Genomic DNA, 17,385 nt, shown 5'->3' with positions numbered 1-17,385 from the left:
CGGTGCGAGCACCTATTACGAGAGCGGATCTTGGTCTTGGGGTGACCAGGCACATCCGACCACCCCTCCACGGGCAATGGACGCGCAGTCGGCACCCGTGGGCACGCAATCCCGTGTGCGCCCAGCGTCAGTCCTCGTCCGGCGTCAGCCGCAGGGAGATGCTGTTGATGCAGTACCGCTGATCGGTCGGGGTCGGATAGCCCTCGCCCTCGAAGACGTGGCCCAGATGCGACCCGCACCGCGCGCACCGTACCTCCGTGCGCGACATCCCGTGCGAGCGGTCCTCGATCAGCTCGACCGCGTCCGTGTCCCTCGGGTCGTAGAAGCTCGGCCAGCCGCAGTGCGACTCGAACTTCGTGTCGGAGCGGAAGAGCTCCGCGCCGCACGCCCGGCAGGAGTAGACGCCCGCCGTCTTGGTGTCCGTGTACTCACCGACGAACGCGGGCTCCGTGCCGGCCTTCCGCAGGACCTGGTATTCCGCGGGGGACAGCTCCGCGCGCCACTGCTCGTCCGGCTTTTCGATGTCGTACGACATGAGAACGGCTCCCTCAGTTCGACAGGCTGGCCGGGTCGAGCTTCTTCAGGATGTCCGGACCGAGGTCCGTGACGTCGCCCGCGCCCATGGTGAGAACCAGATCACCGGGCCTCGCCATTCCCGCGACCACGTCCGGCACGGTCGCCTTGTCGTGCACGGCCGTCACTTCCGCGCCCGCCGCGCGCGCCGCGTCGATGATCAGGGCACTGGTGATGCCCGGGATCGGGTCCTCGCGGGCCGGGTAGATGTCGAGGACCACGGACGCGTCGGCCAGGGCGAGGGCCTGGCCCATTTCCGTGCCGAGTTCCTGGGTTCGGGAGAAGAGGTGGGGCTGGAAGACGACCAGCAGCCGGGCGTCCGCCGCCGCGCCGCGCATCGCTTCGAGGTCGGCGGTCATCTCGGTCGGGTGGTGGGCGTACGAGTCGATGACCTGGACGCCCGCGGCCTCGCCCTTGAGCTGGAGGCGGCGCTTGACGCCGGTGTACTTGCCGATGGCCGACGCGAGGTTGTGCGCCGGGATGCCGAGCGCGACGCCTGCGGCGAGTGCGGCCACGGCGTTGTGCGCGTAGTGGCGGCCGGGGACCGAGACCGTGAAGGTGAGGAACTTCCCGTTCAGCAGCACCGTGACCTCGCTGGTGAGGCCGCGCGGGGTGACCTTGTGGACACGGACGTCCGCGGACTCCGCCTCGCCGTAGGTGACGACCTTCAGCGTGGACAGGTCGCGGATACGGGAGGTGAGCTCGACGGCGCCGGCCTGGTCGGCGGTGATCACCAGTGTGCCGCCCGGGACGACCTTGCCGACGAACGTCTCGAAGGAGTCGTAGATCTCGTCCATCGAGGCGTAGTTGGCGTGGTGGTCGAGCTCCACATTGAGGACGATCGCGACCTCGGGGTCGTACTTCTGGAAGCTGCGGTCGCTCTCGTCGGCCTCGGCGACGAAGATGTCGCCCTCGCCGTGGCGGGCGTTCGTGCCCGGTCCGGCGAGGTCGCCGCCGATGGCGTAGGCGGGGTCGAGGCCCAGCTCGGTCAGCGCCACGGCCAGCATGGAGGTGGTGGTCGTCTTGCCGTGCGTACCGGCGACGGCGATCGAGCGCAGGCCGGTCATCAGCGAGGCCAGCGCGTCGGAACGGTGGACGACGGGGACGGACAGCTCGGCGGCGCGTGCCAGCTCCGGGTTGTCGGGACGGATGGCGCTGGAGACGACCACGCAGGTCGCATCGTCCGCGAGGTGCGAGGCCGCGTGCCCGATGTGAACGGTGGCGCCCAGCGCCCGCAGGGCCTCTGCCGTCGCCGACTCCTTGGCGTCGCTGCCCGCGACCTTCGCTCCGCGCTGGGCGAGGATCTTCGCGATGCCCGACATTCCGGCGCCGCCGATGCCGATGAAGTGCGGGCGTTCCATGGCGCTAGGGACGGCGGGTGCCATGCGTGTGTCTCCCCAAGATGTACGAGCAAGATCAGCGAGCAAGATCAGCGAGCAAGGCTCACCGGTTACGTGCGAGGGTCCAGCCTATTCGCTGTGCGCGAATAGCTTGAGCACCGGTACGCCGACCTTGTGACGGGCCCTGGAGGCCCAGTCCCGGTGGAAGAACTCCTCCACATAGTGCGGCGCGGTCAGCACGATCACTTCGTCGGCGCCCGACTCGTCGACGGCGGCCTTCATCCTGTCCAGCGGATGGTCCTCGACGACCTGGCCCACGGCCTCGCAGCCGGCGGCCCGCAGCGCGGCGAGCGAATGGTCCAGGGCGCGCTCTGCGGGGGCCTTGGCGGCCCGCCCCTCCGGCTCCTCGCCCTCGCGGACGGCTTCCTTCAGTTCGCCGATGGCCACGTCGTCGATGGCTCGCAGCAGCACATCGGCCTGGTCGCCGCGGGGCTGCATCAGCACGAAGAACGAGACAGCCTCATCACCGTGCAGGGTGGTGACGAATTCCACGTCTTCGGAGGTCAGGGGCTTCTCGATCATCAATACGCTTGTGAACACGGCAGGCAGCCCTTCTGCGGAACCATCCCCCGTGCCCGCACGGGGTCTGCGAGACTAAGTGTGCCCGGCCGGAGCATCGGCCGAAGCTAACCGGAACGACAAATTCCGCTGATTGTCAGATGTGACGGTAGCGGGTGAACAGGAACCCCGCCTCTTCCAGTACAGAAGCCAGGGCGAACCTCTCCGGAACGGCCAGCGCCGGGCCGCCCGCGATCCGCTGTGCGTCACCTGCCGTCAGCATCGGCGACACAGTCAGGCACAGCTCGTCGAGTACCCCGGCCGCGACGAACTGCCCCAGCAGCCGCGGCCCTCCCTCGGTGAGCAGCCGCACCAGACCGCGCTGCGCCAGTGCTCGTACCGCTCTGGCAGGCTCCACCCCCGGCCCGTCTCCGGCGATCACCACCTCCGCGCCCGCCTTCTCCGCCGCGCGGATACGGTCCGGGGGCGCCGCGGCCCCGGTCAGCACCAGCGTCGGGACGAGCGGCTCGGCGAACAGCGGGAGCGAATAGTCGAGGTCGAGCGAGGCGCTGACCACGGCGATCGCGGGCGCGGGGCCCTGACCGGCCGCGGCCCGCCGCTGCGCGAAGGCCTCCCGGGCGCGGGCCGGGCGGTAGCCCTCCAGGCGTACCGTTTCCGCGCCCACCACCACCGCATCGGCGAGTCCCCGCAGCGTGCCGAAGATCCGCATGTCGGTGTCGGACGAGATGGGCTGGGAGCGCCCCTCGTGCTGGGCGGCCCCGTCCAGGGAGGAGACCATGTTCGCCCGCAGCCAGGCCCGGCCCGCGCCACCGGCCCCTCCCCCGGACCCGGTCTCTTCGACGGGATACGCGTAGGCCTCGGCCAGCTCGTCCAGGGACCACTCCCGGTCCACGGCGGCTGTCTGGTCGGTCACAGGGAGCAGACGGCGCATGCGTTGAAGTCTGGCACGGCCCTTACAGTTGGGAACTGTGTCGACCAGTGCCATAACCGAAGCGGCCCCGCTGTCCCTGTGCGCCCGCGAGCCTCATGTCCCCGCCGACCGGCTGGTCGCCGAGATGGTGCCGCCGCCGCGCTTCGACTCGGTGCGCTTCGATACGTACGTCCCCGACCCGAACCAGCCCAGCCAGAGCGAGGCGGTCACGGTCCTCGCCTCGTTCGCGGCGGGCCTCGGCGGGGCGCACGCGAGCGGATCGGGCCGGCGCAGGTGGTTCGCCAGGAAGCCCGCGGCGCCCACCGGACCGCGCGGGGTCTACCTCGACGGCGGCTACGGCGTCGGCAAGACGCATCTGCTCGCCTCGCTGTGGCACGCCACCCCGGCCGACCCGTCGCTGAAGGCCTTCGGCACCTTCGTGGAGCTGACGAACCTCGTCGGCGCACTCGGCTTCCAGCAGACCGTGCAGACCCTCAGCGCGCACCGGCTGCTCTGCATCGACGAGTTCGAGCTGGATGACCCGGGCGACACCGTCCTCGTCTCGACGCTGCTCGGAAAGCTGGTCGACGCGGGCGTCGCGCTGGCGGCCACCTCGAACACGCTGCCCGGCAAGCTCGGCGAGGGCCGGTTCGCCGCCGCCGACTTCCTCCGCGAGATCCAGGGGCTCTCCGCGCACTTCCGCCCGCTGCGCATCGACGGCGAGGACTACCGCCACCGCGGACTGCCCGAGGCCCCTCCCCCGTACTCCGGGGAACAGGTCGCCAAGACCGCGTACGCGACCGACGGCGCGTCCCTCGACGACTTCCCGCAGCTGCTGGAGCACCTCGCGAAGGTGCACCCGAGCCGGTACGGGGCGCTCACCGACGGTCTGCGCGCCGTCTGCCTCACCGATGTACAGCCCATTGCGGACCAGTCGACGGCGCTGCGGCTGGTCGTGCTCGCCGACCGGCTGTACGACAGGGAGGTTCCGGTGCTCGCCTCGGGCAAGCCCTTCGACCGACTGTTCAGCGAAGAAATGCTGAACGGCGGTTACCGCAAGAAGTATTTCCGGGCGATCTCCCGCCTCACTGCGCTGGCGCGGGACGCAAAAGGCTTGGTGGACCAGTAGGTTCGGGGGCGTAACCCACCTTTCGTAGAAGGGATTCGCATCATGGCCACCAAGCGTCAGGCGCACACGATCTGGGAGGGCAACCTCACCGAGGGCACGGGCACCGTGACCTTCGATTCCTCCGGCATCGGCGACTACCCGGTCTCCTGGCCGTCGCGCGCCGAGCAGGCCAACGGCAAGACCAGCCCCGAGGAACTGATCGCCGGCGCCCATTCCAGCTGCTTCTCCATGGCCCTTTCGCACGGGCTCTCCCAGGCCGGCACTCCGCCGACCCGGCTGAACACCCAGGCTGAGGTGACCTTCCAGCCCGGCACCGGCATCACCGGTATCCACCTCACCGTGCAGGGTGAGGTGCCCGGTCTTGACGAGGCCGACTTCGTCAAGGCTGCCGAGGACGCGAAGGCGAACTGCCCGGTCAGCCAGGCGCTGTCGGGTACGACGATCACCCTGAGCGCTTCGCTCGCCTGACTCGGCGTCGACTGAGCAACTGACAGAGGCGTCGTGGCCCGCACGGTTCACGTGTAGTCAATCGCGTGATGCACACGTGCGGGTCATATCTCCTGTCCTCCCCCATGGCATTCGGCATGGGGGCCCACGGGACTTGCCTGATGTTCGCGCAGCCCGCGGGCCGCGGGCCGAACGCCGGAAGCGGCTGCGCCGCAGGACTGACCTGCGGGCAACCGCCCGGATTCGCCCGCGGGTCCGTCCCCGCGCGCAGCGTGACTACTCGATGACGAGCTCGACCGGCAGGTTGCCGCGAGTGGCCTTGGAGTAGGGGCAGAAGGCGTGGGTCTTCTCCAGGAGGTCGCGGCCCGCCTCGCCCTGGAGGTGGTCGGGCAACTCGACGCGCATGACCACGGACAGGGCGAAGCCGCCGTCGGCGGCGTCCTTGCCGATGCTGACCTCGGCGGTCACCGAGACGTCCTTGACGTCGATCTTCTCCATGCGGCCGATGGCGCCCATCGCACTCGCGAAACAGGCGGCGTAACCGGCGGCGAAGAGCTGCTCGGGGTTGGTCCCCTGGCCGTTGCCGCCGAGGGCCTTGGGGTGGGCGAGCGGCAGGTCGACATGTCCGTCGGAGCTGACGGCACGGCCTTCGCGACCGTTGGCAGTGGCGACAGCGGTGTAAATCGCGTCCATGAGTTGCATCCCTCTTCGTCCGTGGGGAACCGTTGAAGAGATAGTGGCACACAATTCAGTTGCGTACAACTAAATGGCGTACGAAGGGTGAGCGGGTATGCTGTCTTCCATGGAGAAGACGACGTTGACGACAGTGCCGGACGAGGACTTCCTGCGCCTCGACAACCAGATCTGCTTCTCGCTGCACGCCGCGTCCCGCGCCTTCAACAGCGTCTACCGGACCGCGCTGAAGGATCTGAACCTCACCTATCCGCAGTACCTGGTGATGCTGGTGCTCTGGGAGCACGGCGAGCTGCCGGTGAAGCGGATCGGCGAGTATCTGCGGCTGGACTCGGGCACCCTGTCACCGCTGCTCAAGCGCCTGGAGGCGGCGGGTTATGTGGAGCGCAGGCGCAGCCCGGAGGACGAGCGGTCGGTCACCGCCCGCCCCACGGCCGAGGGCGCCGCGCTGCGCGAGCAGGCGCTGGACGTGCCGCGCCGGATCGCGGTGGCCACCGGGATGCCGCTCGAGCGCATCCGCGAGCTGCGCGCCGATCTCAATGCGCTCACCACGAGGCTGGACACCGCCGACCCGGACGCGGCCGACTGCACGGCCGCCGACGACTGAGGTCCGGGTCGCTCATGACTGGGCACGACTACGGCCCCGGGCGTCCGCCGACACCCGGGGCCGTTCCGTGGAGGGGTCAGCCGCTCTGACCGAGGCCGTCGTGCGCCCCGCCGCCGATGTCGTCGGCCGCGCCGCCGTCACCCGCCGCACCGCCGTCGGCTGCCGCACCGCCGTCAGCCTCAGCGCCGCCGTCCGCTGCTGCGCCACCATTGGCCTCAGCGCCGCCGTCAGCCTCGGCGCCGCCGTCTGCCGCGCCACCGTTGGCCCCCGCACCGCCGTCAGCTTCAGCACCACCGTTGGCCTCAGCGCCGCCGTCCGCCGCGCCGCCATTGCCCTCAGCGCCACCGTTCGCCGCGCCGCCGTCGCCGATCTGGGCGCCGACCGCCGCCAGGGCGGTCGTCACGGGCTGGAAGAACGTCTCGCCCCCCGCGGTGCAGTCTCCGCTGCCGCCCGAGGTGAGCCCGATCGCGCTCCCGTCCTGGGTGAACAGCGAACCGCCACTGTCGCCCGGCTCCGCGCAGACATCGGTCTGGATGAGCCCGGTGACCGTGCCCTCCGGGTAGTTGACGGTGGCGTCGAGGCCGGTGACCGCGCCGTCCTTCAGCCCGGTGGTGCTGCCCATACGGAACACTTCCTGGCCGACCGCGGCGTCGGCCGCCTGCGTGATCGACACGGTCTGTCCGTTGCCCACGTCGACCGTGCTCGCGGCTTGCGTCGCGGGGTCGTCGTAGGTGACGAGCGCGAAGTCACCGTCGCCGGGGAACGTCGCCGCCTGGACCGTGCCGATGGGCTCGCCGTTCTGGTCCTCCGACCACTGCTCGGCGGCGACACCGCAGTGGCCCGCGGTCAGGAAGCCGGGGCTGCCGTCCTGAGTGGTGACATTGAAGCCGAGCGAGCAGCGCGAGCCGCCGCCGAAGATGGCGTCGCCGCCCTCCACGAAGGGCTTGAACTCGCCGGCGGACTTCTGGATCCGGGCCATGCCCGTGCCCAGGGACTTCACGGCCGATTCGATTCTGTCCCACCGCTCGCCCGAGACCGTGCGGTCCGCCGTGACGAGGATCTGGTTGGTCTTCGGGTCGACGGCCCACGCCGTGCCCGGGATGGTGGCCTGCTCGGCCAAGGTGCTCGCGGCGGACTTCAGTTCGCCCGCGCTGTTCTGGACACTCCGCGCCACGGCGCCGGCCTTTTTGACCTCGACGATGACGTTGTTGTCGCTGCCCACCACGTTGACGACGACCTGCTGCTTCTCGGCGTCGTAGTACGCCCCGCCGTAGGCCTCGCCCAGCTTCTCGCCGAGCTTCGAGACGAGATCCGCGGCCGATGCCGCGCTCATCGTCCTGGGAGCCGACCGTGCCTCGGAGTCGGATTCCGATTCCGACTGCGAAGCATTGGCGTGGGGCAGCAGGATGGCCGCTGCTGCGATTCCCACCGCCCCAGCTCCCGCGAGAATGGCCTTCCGCTTGGGTATTCGCCTGTGACTCAACTCGTCGCCTCCTGTAGGGGGGTACGGAGTCCGGTTGCCGACGGAAACCGGGGGACGCGTCCGCCCTTTGATACGGATGGGGCGGGAGTTGTACTCATCCCCCGTGCGGAAGAAGTTTTCTGACGGCCAGTCATCGAGGTCGACGGACCCCAATCGGATAGCTTCCGCCAGTGACCGATTTCGTACGAAGACTTGTGGCCGTGGCCGTTATGAGCACTCTGCTCGTCGGCTGCGACAGCGGTTCCGAGAAGGCCTCCCCCACCAGGACGACCGCGCCCGTCTCACCCCAGCCCGGAAAGCCGGTCGGGAAGGCCGGGAAGGCCGGGAAGAAGGCTCCTCGCGGCCTGACGCCCGTATTCGAGCGCGCGCGAAAAGCAGGGTCCCGGACTGTGGCGCTCACCTTCGACGCCGACATGACGGCCGATCAGGGGCCGAGGGCCGCCCGCGGGGAGCGTTTCGACAACCCGGCGTTGATCGCCTCGCTGCGGAAGCTGAACGTACCGTCGACTGTCTTCATGACGGGCCGCTGGGCCGAGGAGTACCCCGACCAGGCGAAGTCGATCGGCAACGACCCGCTCTTCGAGATCGCAAATCACTCGTACAGCCACTACGCCTTCAAGTCCCCCTGCTACGGGCTGCCGGTGGTGGACAGGAACGACATGCGGGCCGACGTGGACCGGGCCTTCGCCGCGTTCAAGAAGGCCGGGGTGCGCAATGTGGTGCCGTACTTCCGCTTCCCCGGCGGCTGTTACGACGACGCGGCCCTGCGCGCCGTCGCCCCGGCGAAGGTGACGGCGGTCCAGTGGGACGTCATCAGCGGCGACGCCTTCGCCACGAACGCCGACGCGGTCGCCGAGCAGGTGCTCGCGGGGGTGCGGCCGGGGTCCCTGGTGGTGATGCACTGCACGCGCAGCGCGGCTCCTGTCACCGAGCAGGCGGTCCGCAGGATCGTCCCCGAGCTGCGCGAGCGCGGCTACCGCTTTGTGAAGGTCTCCGACCTCATGCGCGGCTAGCGGGAGGGATCAGCCAGAGCACGCCGTCCGCTGGGCTTCCTGCCATTCGCATACGGGGCAGAGCGTCACACCCTTGACCGACTCCGGGTACTCCGTCGGCTTCCGGCACAGCACGCAGTCGGCGAAGGGCGGGCCGCCGGCCGCCGTGGGCGTGCGGTCCGGGGTCTCGCAGTACGGCTCGTGGGACCCGTTCGGCTCCTCCATGCGTACGAGGTTAACTCGCGCCGCCCGCGCCAGGGAGCGAGCTCAGCCAGGCAGGCCACCGCGCCCGCCGCGCCCGGGGCCAGCAGGCGCGACGACCAACGGCGGCACGGGCAGCGGCACCGCCGCCGTACGACGGCCCGCTCCTCGCTGTTTCAGTTGGCCGACGCCTTCTGCGGCGTGAGCTCGCTGGGTCGTACGATCACGAAACCTTCGCCCTGGAGCATCAGCTGGACGGCCTCGCCCGAGCCGCCGCGGATCATCGAGCCCACGGACTGCGAGCGGTGCAAGGAGGTCTGCAGCTGGGCGCTCCAGCCGACAACCGCGTCCGTGTCGACATACACCGGCTGCGCGGCGGTGACGGGTATCACGATGGGGTTGCCCTCGCAGATGACGCCGAGCTTTCCGTAGCCGCTGAAGAGGCTGTTGAAGAGACCGCCGCCGGTCATGCCGGCGCCCTTCACCGTCTTGATCTCGTACGAGAGAGTGGCGTCGAAACACAGGACGTTGCGGCCGTTGATGGTGAGCGCGTCGCCCTGGTCGATGTCGACGATGAAGCAGTTGGCGGCCTCGTGGGCGAACCATGCCTCGCCCTGGCCGCGCACCGCCATCAGCGCCAGGCCCTCACCGGTGACGGCGCGCTTGAGCATGCCGCCTATGCCCTGGCCCTTGCGCTCGAACTGGAGATTGCCGCGGAAGGCGATCATCGATCCCTGTCGCGCGTGCATCTCGCCGTTGACGGCGTACTTGATCGACTTGGCGTTCTGCAGGGTCATACCGGGCACGTTGGCCTGCTGCGCCATGTTCTCGGCAGCGAAGAGATCACTTTTCATGGTGTGCATCGTGTCCCGGAGGCACCCGTTCCGCCAACAGTCCCGACCGGGCAGAACAGCAGCGGCTGGCAGACTTGCCGGTGTGAGCAGCGAAGAACCCCGCACCGACAGCACGGTAGGCAGTCCCGTCGGCAGTCCCGCAGGCAGCCCCGCCGACAGTCCCTTTCGGCACGAGAGCACCGCACGCGACGAGGCCCCGCAGTTCGTGCTTCCGCTGGTGGTGCGCATCGAGAAGGCCGAACCCCCGTCCCGTACCGACGCGCTGGAGACCGCGGCCCGCGCCGTGCTCGACATCCTGAGCGACGAGCGGTCGGTGGGGACAGGAGAGTGGGCGCAGGCGATGCGGGACTGGCAGGACGCCCGCATCCGCAAGGTGGTGCGGCGGGCGCGCGGCGCGGAGTGGCGCAAGGCCGGGACGCTGCCGGGTATCACGGTGACGGTCGGGACCGCCGAGGTACGGGTCTTTCCGCCCGTCCCGCTGGACGGCTGGCCCAAGGAGCTGGCCAAGCTCCAGGTCTCCGGCACGGACCTGGACGACCCCGAGCCGCCCGCCGCGCCCGACCTCGCAGGCCCGGTGCTGTGGCTGAGCCCGGATGTCGGCATGTCGACGGGCAAGGCGATGGCGCAGGCCGGACACGGCGCCCAACTGGCCTGGTGGGAGCTGTCGGAGGCGGACCGCAAGGCGTGGCGCGAGGCCGGTTTCCCGCTCTCCGTGCGCACCGCGGATCCGGCGCGCTGGGCAGAACTCACGGTCAGCGGCCTGCCGGTGGTGCGGGACGCCGGGTTCACGGAGATCGCTCCGGGGTCGTGCACGGTGGTCGCGGATCATCCCTCGCTGCGCGGCTGAACACAGCGGGCCCGCCGTACGTACCTCTCAATACCGCCAAGTAGGTTGAGCGCTGATTTGCTCGGCGGTTGGTTGCCGAGAAGCTCATCGGGTTCAGGAGGCACTGTGTTGCGGCGCATCAACGGGACGGCTCTCATCATCGCGGCTCTGGTCGCCACGGTAGGCGCGCTCGCGTTCCCCGTGTGGTCGTATGCGGACCGTTCCGGCACCGGTCCGGACAATCTCAATGCCTCGAGCGTCGCGACGCAGTGGGGACCGCTGTCCGCAACGGACCGCGACTTCCTGGTGAAGGTCCGGCTGGCCGGGCTCTGGGAGCTGCCCGCGGGACAGCAGGCGATCGAGCGCGCGCCCACGAAGGCGATCAAGGACGCGGGCGACCATCTCGTCGTCGGGCACAGCGACCTGGACAAGCGGGCGCGCGATGTGGCCGCCAAGCTCGGCGTCGAGCTGCCGAACCAGCCGTCGGAGCAGCAGCAGGCATGGCTGCGGGAGCTGTCGGCGGCGAGCGGCCAGGACTACGAGAGGAAGTTCGCGAACCTGCTGCGCAATGCGCACGGCAAGGTCTTCTCGCTGGTCGCCCAGGTCCGGCACACCACGCGGAACACGCTGATACGTCAGCTGGCCACGGACACGAACCAGACGGTGCTGGACCACATCACCATGCTGGAGGGGACCGGAATGGTCGACTTCGACGCGATCGCCAACGAGGCGGCGGGTGGCGCGACGGCGAGCCCGAGCGGTCCGCCGCCGCCGAACGGCAACCTGCCGCCGCAGCCGGTGCCGGCGTCGCCGACCGGGAACGACCAGTCCTTCACCTCGCGGCCGTCCACGCAGCCGGGGCCACCGACAGCGATCAACACCAACCGTCCGTAGCGCCCGCGCGCGCCCGGTTCCGGCCGGAACCCGCCGGAACCGGCCGGAACCTCAAATCAAGCTCTGAACGTCCCCTCCTCTGGGTTCACCGCTGTCCGCCGGGGCCATGAGCTCTGCACGCACCGTCACACGGCGCAGAGGAGGGGGACCCAATGGAACTCGGTATCGGCATCGGCTGGCGCCCGGAGATCGCGGACGCCGTGCAGGAGCTGCCAGGCGTCGACTGGGTCGAGGTCGTCGCGGAGAACATCTGCCCGGGCCATCTGCCCGCCGCGCTCACCCGGCTGCGCTCACGCGGCACGCGGATCGTCCCGCACGGCGTCTCCCTGGGCCTGGGCGGCGCGGACCGCCCCTCCACACAGCGGCTCGCGGACCTGGCCGAACGGGCGACGGCACTGGGCGCGCCCCTGGTCACCGAACACATCGCGTTCGTACGGGCCGGAGGCGTGCTCACCGCGTCCCCGCAGCTGGAGGCGGGCCACCTGCTGCCTGTGCCGCGTACCTGGGACGCGCTGAAGGTGCTCTGCGAGAACGTCCGCATCGCACAGGACTCCCTGCCGGTGCCGCTGGCTCTGGAGAACATCGCGGCGCTGATCTCCTGGCCCGACGAGGAGCTCACGGAGGGCCAGTTCCTGGCGGAGCTGGTCGAGCGGACGGGCGTGGGCCTGCTGATCGACGTGGCCAACCTCCACACGAACCACGTCAACCGCGGCGAGGACCCGGCGACGGCGCTCGACGAACTGCCGGTCGAGGCGATCGCGTACGTCCACGTGGCGGGCGGCACCGAACGCGACGGCATCTGGCACGACACTCACGCCCACCCGGTCACCGAGCCGATTCTGGACATCCTGTCGGACCTGCGGGCACGGGTGTCCCCGCCCGGGGTGCTGCTGGAGCGCGACGACGACTTCCCGCCCAAGGAGGAGCTGGCGGCGGAATTGACGACGATCCGCGGGAGGGTGGTCGGGCAGCACGCCGGGCGGCGCGGCGAAGCCCGCGCGGCCCAGCGCGGCGAAGCCCGCGCGCGAGGCGGCCCGGGGCCCGGCCCGAAGACTGCGGAGGGCGGCTCACCCGACGCCCGCGAGCGCGTCGCGCTCTCACAGGCCGCCGTTCTCTCCGCTCTCGTCGCCGGCACGCCCGCCCCCGAAGGCTTCGACTCACAGCGTCTGCGCGTCCAGAGCCGCGCCCTCGCAGCCAAGCGTGCCGACGTCGTCGCCAAGGTCGCCCCGGAGCTGCCCGAGATCCTCGGTGAGGGATACCGCGCCGCGTTTCTCGCGTACGCCAAGGGCCGCCCCATGCACGACGGTTACCGCCGCGACGCGCTCGACTTCGCCGAGCAGCTGCTCGTCTCCGGACGTCCCGATGACGACAACGCCCGCCGCCTGCTCACCCGTTGGTGGGAGGAGCGAGCGTCAACGCATCCGCCGCGCCGGGGCGCCCGGCTCGTCCGTGCGGCCCGCGCCGCGCTCGTCGGGCGGTGAGCGGCATGGTCCTGCTCGCCGTGTTCGTGTACCTCGCCGTCGGCGCGTCGTCCGCCGCGCTGATCGTCCGGGCCTCCGCGTCCCGCCCCCGCCCCCCGGCCGGCGGCGGACAGATCCAGCACGTCTACGAGGCGGCCTTCCTCAGCGGCGGCCCCGCCCGGGTCGCCGACGCCGCGCTCGCCGCCCTGTACGCGGACGGACGGCTCGTCATCGGCGGCCCGGGCATCGTCTCCGTACGTCATGCCCTCGCCCATGACCCCGTGGAGCGCGCGGTGTTCGAGCAGCTGGCCGCCGCCCCGACCGGCGCGCTGCACACGTTGCGCCTCGCGGTGATGCGTCACCCCGCCGTGCAGGAGATCGGCGACGGCCTCGCCGCCCGCGGGCTGATGACGCCGCCCGGGCAGAACCGGGGGCTGACCGCGTGGGGCTACACCCAGGGCTTCCTCTGCTTCATAGGGCTGCCCCTCTCCTTCGTCCTGACCGTCCTCAGCTTCATCCAGGACGACGGACCGGTGGACTCCGGCCCGCCGCTCATCGTGCTGGTTCTGCCGGTCCTGATCGCGGGCATCGTGATCGGCTTCATGATGGGGGGCCGCGCCAGGCGGCGGATCACCACGGCCGGGCAGCACGCCCTGCGCTCGTACCTGGTGCAGTACGCCCAGGTGTACTCGGCGGCCCATCTCGTCGCGGCGCACGGTCTGCGCGGAGTGCCGGATCCCGCGCTCCAGGCGCAGCTGACCACGGCGGCACGGACCCCGGCGAGCCGCACGGACGGCTACTCGTCCTCGTACACGGCCTCCGCGGCCGTGTGGTGCGCCGGGTCGAGCCCTGGATCCGGCTGCGGCAGCTCCAGCTGCGGCACAGGCGGGGGATCGAGCTGCGGCGGTTCGTCCGGCGGCTCCAGCTGCGGCGGATCCTCGAGCGGATCCAGTTGCGGAGGCGGCAGCAGCAGCTCCTGACCGCCGCACGGCCCCACTTCCCGCAACTCCCCACAGGATCACGCCGGAGCCGACTAGCGTGCTGGACCGCACGCAGGAGGCCCCATGCGTTCCCTCACCGGCACCGGCCTGGTCGTCGTCGCCCTGACGGCGACCATCGCCGCGATCCTCTTCCCGATCTGGTCGTACGACGACCGCTCCGGCACCGGCCGGGCCAACCTCAGAGCCGGTTCCGTCCCCACCCCGTGGGGCCCGCTCTCCGCCGCCGACCGGGACTTCGTCGTCCGCGTCAGACTCGCCGGGCTGTGGGAACTCCCCGCCGGCCAGCAGGCCGTCGGCCGCGCCCCCACCGTCGCGGTCAAGGTGGCCGGCGAGCATCTCGTCGAGGGCCACAGCTATCTCGACGCCCGCGTCCGCGAGGTCGCGGCCCGGCTCAACATGGAGCTGCCGAATCAGCCGACCGCCCAACAGCAGGGCTGGCTCAAGGAGTTCACCGCGGCACGCGGAAAGGAGTACGAGACGAAGTTCGCCAATATCCTGCGCCGCGCCCACGGCAAGGTCTTCTCCCTCGTCGCCGACATCCGCAACAGCACCCGCAATACTCTGGTGCGCGGACTCGCCGACGACGCCAACACCACCGTCCTCGACCACATCAAGGTTCTGGAGGCGACCGGCCTGGTCGACTTCGACGCCATCGCCGACGACTCCGCGGCCACCGAGACCTCGAGCCCCACCGGACCGCCGCCACCCGCCCCGGGCGCGACACCGCCGCCCGCCGTCCCCGTCACCCCCACCCCGGCCACGTCGTTCCCGCTGCCACCGGCGGCCTCCCGCCCCCGCCCCAGTGACACGAACCGATGACGGGCGCGGCGTCGGCGCGCTCGACGATCCGGACCTGTCGGCGGCGCTGACGAGCGGCCGCATGGCGCATCGGAGTCATTGACCCCGACACCGGACATTGGTCCTTTACATCGCTAATCACCCCACCAAGGATCCCTTTCGTCCCGTGGCCTCACGGCCGCTGTCCGCACGAAGGGAACGCGATGAGAGCAGCTGCGATGTACGGGGCCGTGACGAGCCTCAGTGTCCTGGTCGTCTCTGCGCTGGCCGTCGCTCCGGCAGGCGGCACCACCACCGCAGAGGCCGAGTCGTACGGCACGAGAGTCGCCGCCGAGCGCGCGGCCGCCGCCGGGATCTCCTTCGGACGCTGCCCCAAGATCGAGATGCTGCCCGCCCCCGTCCAGTGCGGCACGGTCAAGGTCCCGCTCGACTACGCCAGCCCCTCGGGTCAGCAGATCTCCCTGACCGTCAGCCGCGTGAAGGCGAGCGGCAAGCCGGCCGAGTACCAGGGCGCGTTCGTCTACAACCCCGGCGGCCCGGGCGCCTCCAGCATGTACTTCCCGATGGCGGCCCAGCTCCCCGAGTGGAAGCGGATCGCCCAGGCCTACGACATCGTCGGCTACTCCCCACGCGGTGTCGGCCGCTCCGCCCCGCTGTCGTGCCAGGACCCGGCCGACTTCATCAAGGCGCCCACCCTGGCGCCGCCGCACCCCTCCCCCTCGTACAAGAAGGAGCGGATCGCGCGGGCGAAGACATACGCCGAGGGCTGCGCGCGCAACGCGGGCCCGGCGCTGCGGCACTACACCTCGCTGAACAACGCCCGCGACCTCGATGTGCTGCGGGCAGCGCTCCGCCAGCCGCGGCTGACCTTCATGGGCGCCTCGTACGGCACGTACTTCGGCGCGGTGTACGCGACCCTCTTCCCCTCCCATGTGCGCCGCATGGTCTTCGACTCGGCGGTCAACCCGGAGCCGGGCCGGATCTGGTACCGCAGCAACCTGCAGCAGTCGCGCGCCTTCGAGAGCCGCTGGGCGGACTTCCGCGCCTGGGTCGCCAAGCATGACAAGACGTACCATCTGGGCGCCACGCCCGAGGAGGTGGCCCGGAGCTACGAGCAGGTACGCGCCCAGCTCGCCCTCGAGCCGGCGGGCGGCAACGTCGGGCCCGGCCAGCTGCACGCGGCATTCCTGGCGACCGGTTACCACGACGACTACTGGCCGCTGCGCGCCCGCGCGCTGGCCGAGTATCTGAAGGGCAATGAGGAGCCGCTGATCAAGCAGGCCGCGCCGCGGCCGGAGGAAGCGCGGGAGGCGGAGAACGGCAACGCCGTGTACACCGCCGTCGAGTGCAACGACGCCCCCTGGCCGACCGACTGGGAGGTGTGGGACCGCGACAACAGCGCTCTCGCGCGCATCGCGCCCTTCGAGACCTGGGACAACGTCTGGATGAATCTGCCGTGCGCCTACTGGCCCGCGCCCCGGCAGCAGCCGCTGGACGTGCGTACCAGGCTCGGTGCGCTGCCGCCGACGCTCATCCTGGCCGCCGAGCGGGACGCGGCGACGCCGTACGAAGGGGCGCGTGAACTGGCGCGGCGGCTGAAGGGCTCCGTGCTGATCACGGAGGAGGACGCCGGCACGCACGGCATCGGCGGCGGCGACAACCAGTGCGTCAACGCCTACCTGGAGAACTACCTGCTGCACGGCGAGACGCCGGTGCGGCGCGCATCGTGCGCGCCGCACCCGGAGCCGGACCCGGTGTCGCTGGAACGACAGGCGGCGGAGCCGAGGCTGCCGCACGTCGTCTGATCTTCCGGGTCGAGGGACGGCCGGGTCCGCATCGCGCGGACCCGGCCATCGGGCTTTGTGGGGCGAGCCCTCTTTACGCGAGCCCCGCCACCAGCTCAGCGACCGACTTGCGGCGGCCCGTGTAGAACGGGACCTCTTCGCGGACGTACATACGCGCCTCGGAGCCGCGCAGATGACGCATCAGGTCGACGATGCGGTACAGCTCGTCGGCCTCGAAGGCGAGCAGCCATTCGTAGTCGCCGAGCGAGAACGACGCCACCGTGTTGGCGCGCACGTCCGGGTAGCCGCGGGCCATCTTGCCGTGGTCGGCGAGCATCCGGCGGCGGTCCTCGTCGGGCAGCAGGTACCAGTCGTAGGAGCGCACGAAGGGGTAGACCGAGACGTAGTTGCGCGGCGTCTCGTCGGCGAGGAAGGCCGGGATGTGCGACTTGTTGAACTCGGCGGGGCGGTGCAGCGCCATGTTCGACCAGACCGGCTCCAGCGCGCGGCCCAGCCTGGTGCGGCGGAAGAGGTTGTACGCCTCCTGCAGCTCGTCCGCGGTCTCGGCGTGCCACCAGATCATGACGTCGGCGTCGGCGCGGAGCCCGGACACGTCGTAGGTGCCGCGCACGGTGATGTCCTTGGCGGCGAGCTGGTCGAACAGCTCCTGGACCTCGTCGGCGTAGCCGGCACGGTCCACGTCACCGGGGAGCACATCGCGCAGCTTGAAGACGGACCACAGCGTGTACCGGATGACCTCGTTGAGGTCCTTGGCCTTCTTGCCTGCGTTCTGAATCTTTTCGGGCGCACTCAT

The 17,385-nt window shown here is 70.6% G+C and carries 19 protein-coding genes; 10 read left to right on the top strand and 9 right to left on the bottom strand.

All coding sequences use genetic code 11. From position 1 onward, the window contains the following. Nucleotides 1-127: 127 nt before the first annotated feature. The 4 genes from msrB to ACFYWY_RS32670 form a co-directional block, all read right to left on the bottom strand. A complete protein-coding gene (gene msrB / locus ACFYWY_RS32685) occupies nucleotides 128-535 on the bottom strand; it encodes a peptide-methionine (R)-S-oxide reductase MsrB (protein ID WP_389193268.1) in 408 nt (135 codons plus the stop codon). A gap of 13 nt (nucleotides 536-548) precedes the next feature. Then, nucleotides 549-1,958 carry a UDP-N-acetylmuramate--L-alanine ligase gene (gene murC, locus ACFYWY_RS32680; RefSeq protein ID WP_389193265.1) on the bottom strand — a complete coding sequence of 470 codons (1,410 nt, stop codon included), beginning with the start codon at nucleotides 1,956-1,958 and terminating at the stop codon, nucleotides 549-551. Nucleotides 1,959-2,042: 84 nt separating this feature from the next. Further along, complete coding sequence (locus ACFYWY_RS32675) at nucleotides 2,043-2,513, bottom strand: indole-3-glycerol phosphate synthase (protein WP_389193263.1); 471 nt, start codon at nucleotides 2,511-2,513, stop codon at nucleotides 2,043-2,045. Between the two features lie 115 nt (nucleotides 2,514-2,628). Then, nucleotides 2,629-3,423: a pyrimidine reductase family protein gene (locus ACFYWY_RS32670; RefSeq protein ID WP_389193261.1), complete on the bottom strand. Its 795-nt coding sequence runs from the start codon at nucleotides 3,421-3,423 to the stop codon at nucleotides 2,629-2,631. A 37-nt stretch (nucleotides 3,424-3,460) separates the two neighbouring features. Between ACFYWY_RS32670 and zapE the strand changes: the two genes are divergently transcribed. Continuing rightward, nucleotides 3,461-4,531 carry a cell division protein ZapE gene (zapE, locus tag ACFYWY_RS32665; RefSeq protein ID WP_389193258.1) on the top strand — a complete coding sequence of 357 codons (1,071 nt, stop codon included), beginning with the start codon at nucleotides 3,461-3,463 and terminating at the stop codon, nucleotides 4,529-4,531. A gap of 42 nt (nucleotides 4,532-4,573) precedes the next feature. Beyond that, nucleotides 4,574-4,999 carry an OsmC family protein gene (locus ACFYWY_RS32660; protein WP_389193255.1) on the top strand — a complete coding sequence of 142 codons (426 nt, stop codon included), beginning with the start codon at nucleotides 4,574-4,576 and terminating at the stop codon, nucleotides 4,997-4,999. Nucleotides 5,000-5,254: 255 nt separating this feature from the next. Here ACFYWY_RS32660 and ACFYWY_RS32655 read toward each other — a convergent pair whose 3' ends face one another. Then, the gene (locus tag ACFYWY_RS32655; RefSeq protein ID WP_389193252.1) at nucleotides 5,255-5,671 is read right to left on the bottom strand and encodes an organic hydroperoxide resistance protein; all 417 of its coding nucleotides are present in this window, start codon (nucleotides 5,669-5,671) and stop codon (nucleotides 5,255-5,257) included. 109 nt (nucleotides 5,672-5,780) lie between these two features. Here ACFYWY_RS32655 and ACFYWY_RS32650 point away from each other — a divergent pair, with 109 nt between their 5' ends. Then, nucleotides 5,781-6,278: a MarR family winged helix-turn-helix transcriptional regulator gene (locus tag ACFYWY_RS32650; RefSeq protein ID WP_389193249.1), complete on the top strand. Its 498-nt coding sequence runs from the start codon at nucleotides 5,781-5,783 to the stop codon at nucleotides 6,276-6,278. Between the two features lie 76 nt (nucleotides 6,279-6,354). On the opposite strand, the gene ACFYWY_RS32645 is transcribed toward ACFYWY_RS32650, so the two are convergent. After that, on the bottom strand, nucleotides 6,355-7,761 hold the full coding sequence (locus tag ACFYWY_RS32645) for a S1 family peptidase (RefSeq protein ID WP_389193246.1): 1,407 nt from the start codon (nucleotides 7,759-7,761) through the stop codon (nucleotides 6,355-6,357). Nucleotides 7,762-7,970: 209 nt separating this feature from the next. Between ACFYWY_RS32645 and ACFYWY_RS32640 the strand changes: the two genes are divergently transcribed. Further along, a complete protein-coding gene (locus ACFYWY_RS32640) occupies nucleotides 7,971-8,774 on the top strand; it encodes a polysaccharide deacetylase family protein (protein WP_389193362.1) in 804 nt (267 codons plus the stop codon). Between the two features lie 9 nt (nucleotides 8,775-8,783). On the opposite strand, the gene ACFYWY_RS32635 is transcribed toward ACFYWY_RS32640, so the two are convergent. Continuing rightward, the gene (locus tag ACFYWY_RS32635) at nucleotides 8,784-8,978 is read right to left on the bottom strand and encodes a hypothetical protein (RefSeq protein ID WP_389193243.1); all 195 of its coding nucleotides are present in this window, start codon (nucleotides 8,976-8,978) and stop codon (nucleotides 8,784-8,786) included. Between the two features lie 152 nt (nucleotides 8,979-9,130). Continuing rightward, nucleotides 9,131-9,808 carry an AIM24 family protein gene (locus ACFYWY_RS32630; RefSeq protein ID WP_389193240.1) on the bottom strand — a complete coding sequence of 226 codons (678 nt, stop codon included), beginning with the start codon at nucleotides 9,806-9,808 and terminating at the stop codon, nucleotides 9,131-9,133. Nucleotides 9,809-9,890: 82 nt separating this feature from the next. On the opposite strand from ACFYWY_RS32630, the gene ACFYWY_RS32625 reads away from it, so the two are divergent. The 6 genes from ACFYWY_RS32625 (at nucleotide 9,891) to ACFYWY_RS32600 (ending at nucleotide 16,592) form a co-directional block, all read left to right on the top strand. Then, the gene (locus ACFYWY_RS32625) at nucleotides 9,891-10,655 is read left to right on the top strand and encodes a peptidyl-tRNA hydrolase (protein ID WP_389193237.1); all 765 of its coding nucleotides are present in this window, start codon (nucleotides 9,891-9,893) and stop codon (nucleotides 10,653-10,655) included. A gap of 108 nt (nucleotides 10,656-10,763) precedes the next feature. After that, nucleotides 10,764-11,528, top strand: coding sequence for a DUF4142 domain-containing protein (locus ACFYWY_RS32620; RefSeq protein WP_389193359.1), 765 nt, complete (start codon nucleotides 10,764-10,766; stop codon nucleotides 11,526-11,528). A 152-nt stretch (nucleotides 11,529-11,680) separates the two neighbouring features. Next, on the top strand, nucleotides 11,681-13,009 hold the full coding sequence (locus ACFYWY_RS32615) for a DUF692 domain-containing protein (protein WP_389193234.1): 1,329 nt from the start codon (nucleotides 11,681-11,683) through the stop codon (nucleotides 13,007-13,009). A 5-nt stretch (nucleotides 13,010-13,014) separates the two neighbouring features. Next, nucleotides 13,015-13,968, top strand: coding sequence for a TIGR04222 domain-containing membrane protein (locus ACFYWY_RS32610; protein ID WP_389193356.1), 954 nt, complete (start codon nucleotides 13,015-13,017; stop codon nucleotides 13,966-13,968). 84 nt (nucleotides 13,969-14,052) lie between these two features. Next, nucleotides 14,053-14,808, top strand: coding sequence for a DUF4142 domain-containing protein (locus tag ACFYWY_RS32605; RefSeq protein WP_389193232.1), 756 nt, complete (start codon nucleotides 14,053-14,055; stop codon nucleotides 14,806-14,808). Nucleotides 14,809-14,990: 182 nt separating this feature from the next. Further along, on the top strand, nucleotides 14,991-16,592 hold the full coding sequence (locus ACFYWY_RS32600) for an alpha/beta hydrolase (RefSeq protein WP_389193229.1): 1,602 nt from the start codon (nucleotides 14,991-14,993) through the stop codon (nucleotides 16,590-16,592). Between the two features lie 73 nt (nucleotides 16,593-16,665). Here ACFYWY_RS32600 and hemQ read toward each other — a convergent pair whose 3' ends face one another. Next, nucleotides 16,666-17,385 carry a hydrogen peroxide-dependent heme synthase gene (gene hemQ, locus ACFYWY_RS32595; RefSeq protein ID WP_389193227.1) on the bottom strand — a complete coding sequence of 240 codons (720 nt, stop codon included), beginning with the start codon at nucleotides 17,383-17,385 and terminating at the stop codon, nucleotides 16,666-16,668.

The sequence above is a fragment of the Streptomyces sp. NPDC002870 genome, from assembly GCF_042888505.1.
Lineage (GTDB): Bacteria > Actinomycetota > Actinomycetes > Streptomycetales > Streptomycetaceae > Streptomyces.
This window is presented reverse-complemented; position numbering and strand designations above follow the sequence as displayed.

Bases quoted from the DNA above. Each gene is read 5' to 3' on its own strand.
- msrB (WP_389193268.1), bottom strand. From the start codon at position 535: ATGTCGTACGACATCGAAAAGCCGGACGAGCAGTGGCGCGCGGAGCTG.
- murC (WP_389193265.1), bottom strand. From the start codon at position 1,958: ATGGCACCCGCCGTCCCTAGCGCCATGGAACGCCCGCACTTCATCGGC.
- ACFYWY_RS32670 (WP_389193261.1), bottom strand. From the start codon at position 3,423: ATGCGCCGTCTGCTCCCTGTGACCGACCAGACAGCCGCCGTGGACCGG.
- ACFYWY_RS32660 (WP_389193255.1), top strand. From the start codon at position 4,574: ATGGCCACCAAGCGTCAGGCGCACACGATCTGGGAGGGCAACCTCACC.
- ACFYWY_RS32655 (WP_389193252.1), bottom strand. From the start codon at position 5,671: ATGGACGCGATTTACACCGCTGTCGCCACTGCCAACGGTCGCGAAGGC.
- ACFYWY_RS32650 (WP_389193249.1), top strand. From the start codon at position 5,781: ATGGAGAAGACGACGTTGACGACAGTGCCGGACGAGGACTTCCTGCGC.
- ACFYWY_RS32640 (WP_389193362.1), top strand. From the start codon at position 7,971: ATGAGCACTCTGCTCGTCGGCTGCGACAGCGGTTCCGAGAAGGCCTCC.
- ACFYWY_RS32635 (WP_389193243.1), bottom strand. From the start codon at position 8,978: ATGGAGGAGCCGAACGGGTCCCACGAGCCGTACTGCGAGACCCCGGAC.
- ACFYWY_RS32630 (WP_389193240.1), bottom strand. From the start codon at position 9,808: ATGAAAAGTGATCTCTTCGCTGCCGAGAACATGGCGCAGCAGGCCAAC.
- ACFYWY_RS32615 (WP_389193234.1), top strand. From the start codon at position 11,681: ATGGAACTCGGTATCGGCATCGGCTGGCGCCCGGAGATCGCGGACGCC.
- ACFYWY_RS32610 (WP_389193356.1), top strand. From the start codon at position 13,015: ATGGTCCTGCTCGCCGTGTTCGTGTACCTCGCCGTCGGCGCGTCGTCC.
- ACFYWY_RS32605 (WP_389193232.1), top strand. From the start codon at position 14,053: ATGCGTTCCCTCACCGGCACCGGCCTGGTCGTCGTCGCCCTGACGGCG.
- ACFYWY_RS32600 (WP_389193229.1), top strand. From the start codon at position 14,991: ATGAGAGCAGCTGCGATGTACGGGGCCGTGACGAGCCTCAGTGTCCTG.
- hemQ (WP_389193227.1), bottom strand. From the start codon at position 17,385: ATGAGTGCGCCCGAAAAGATTCAGAACGCAGGCAAGAAGGCCAAGGAC.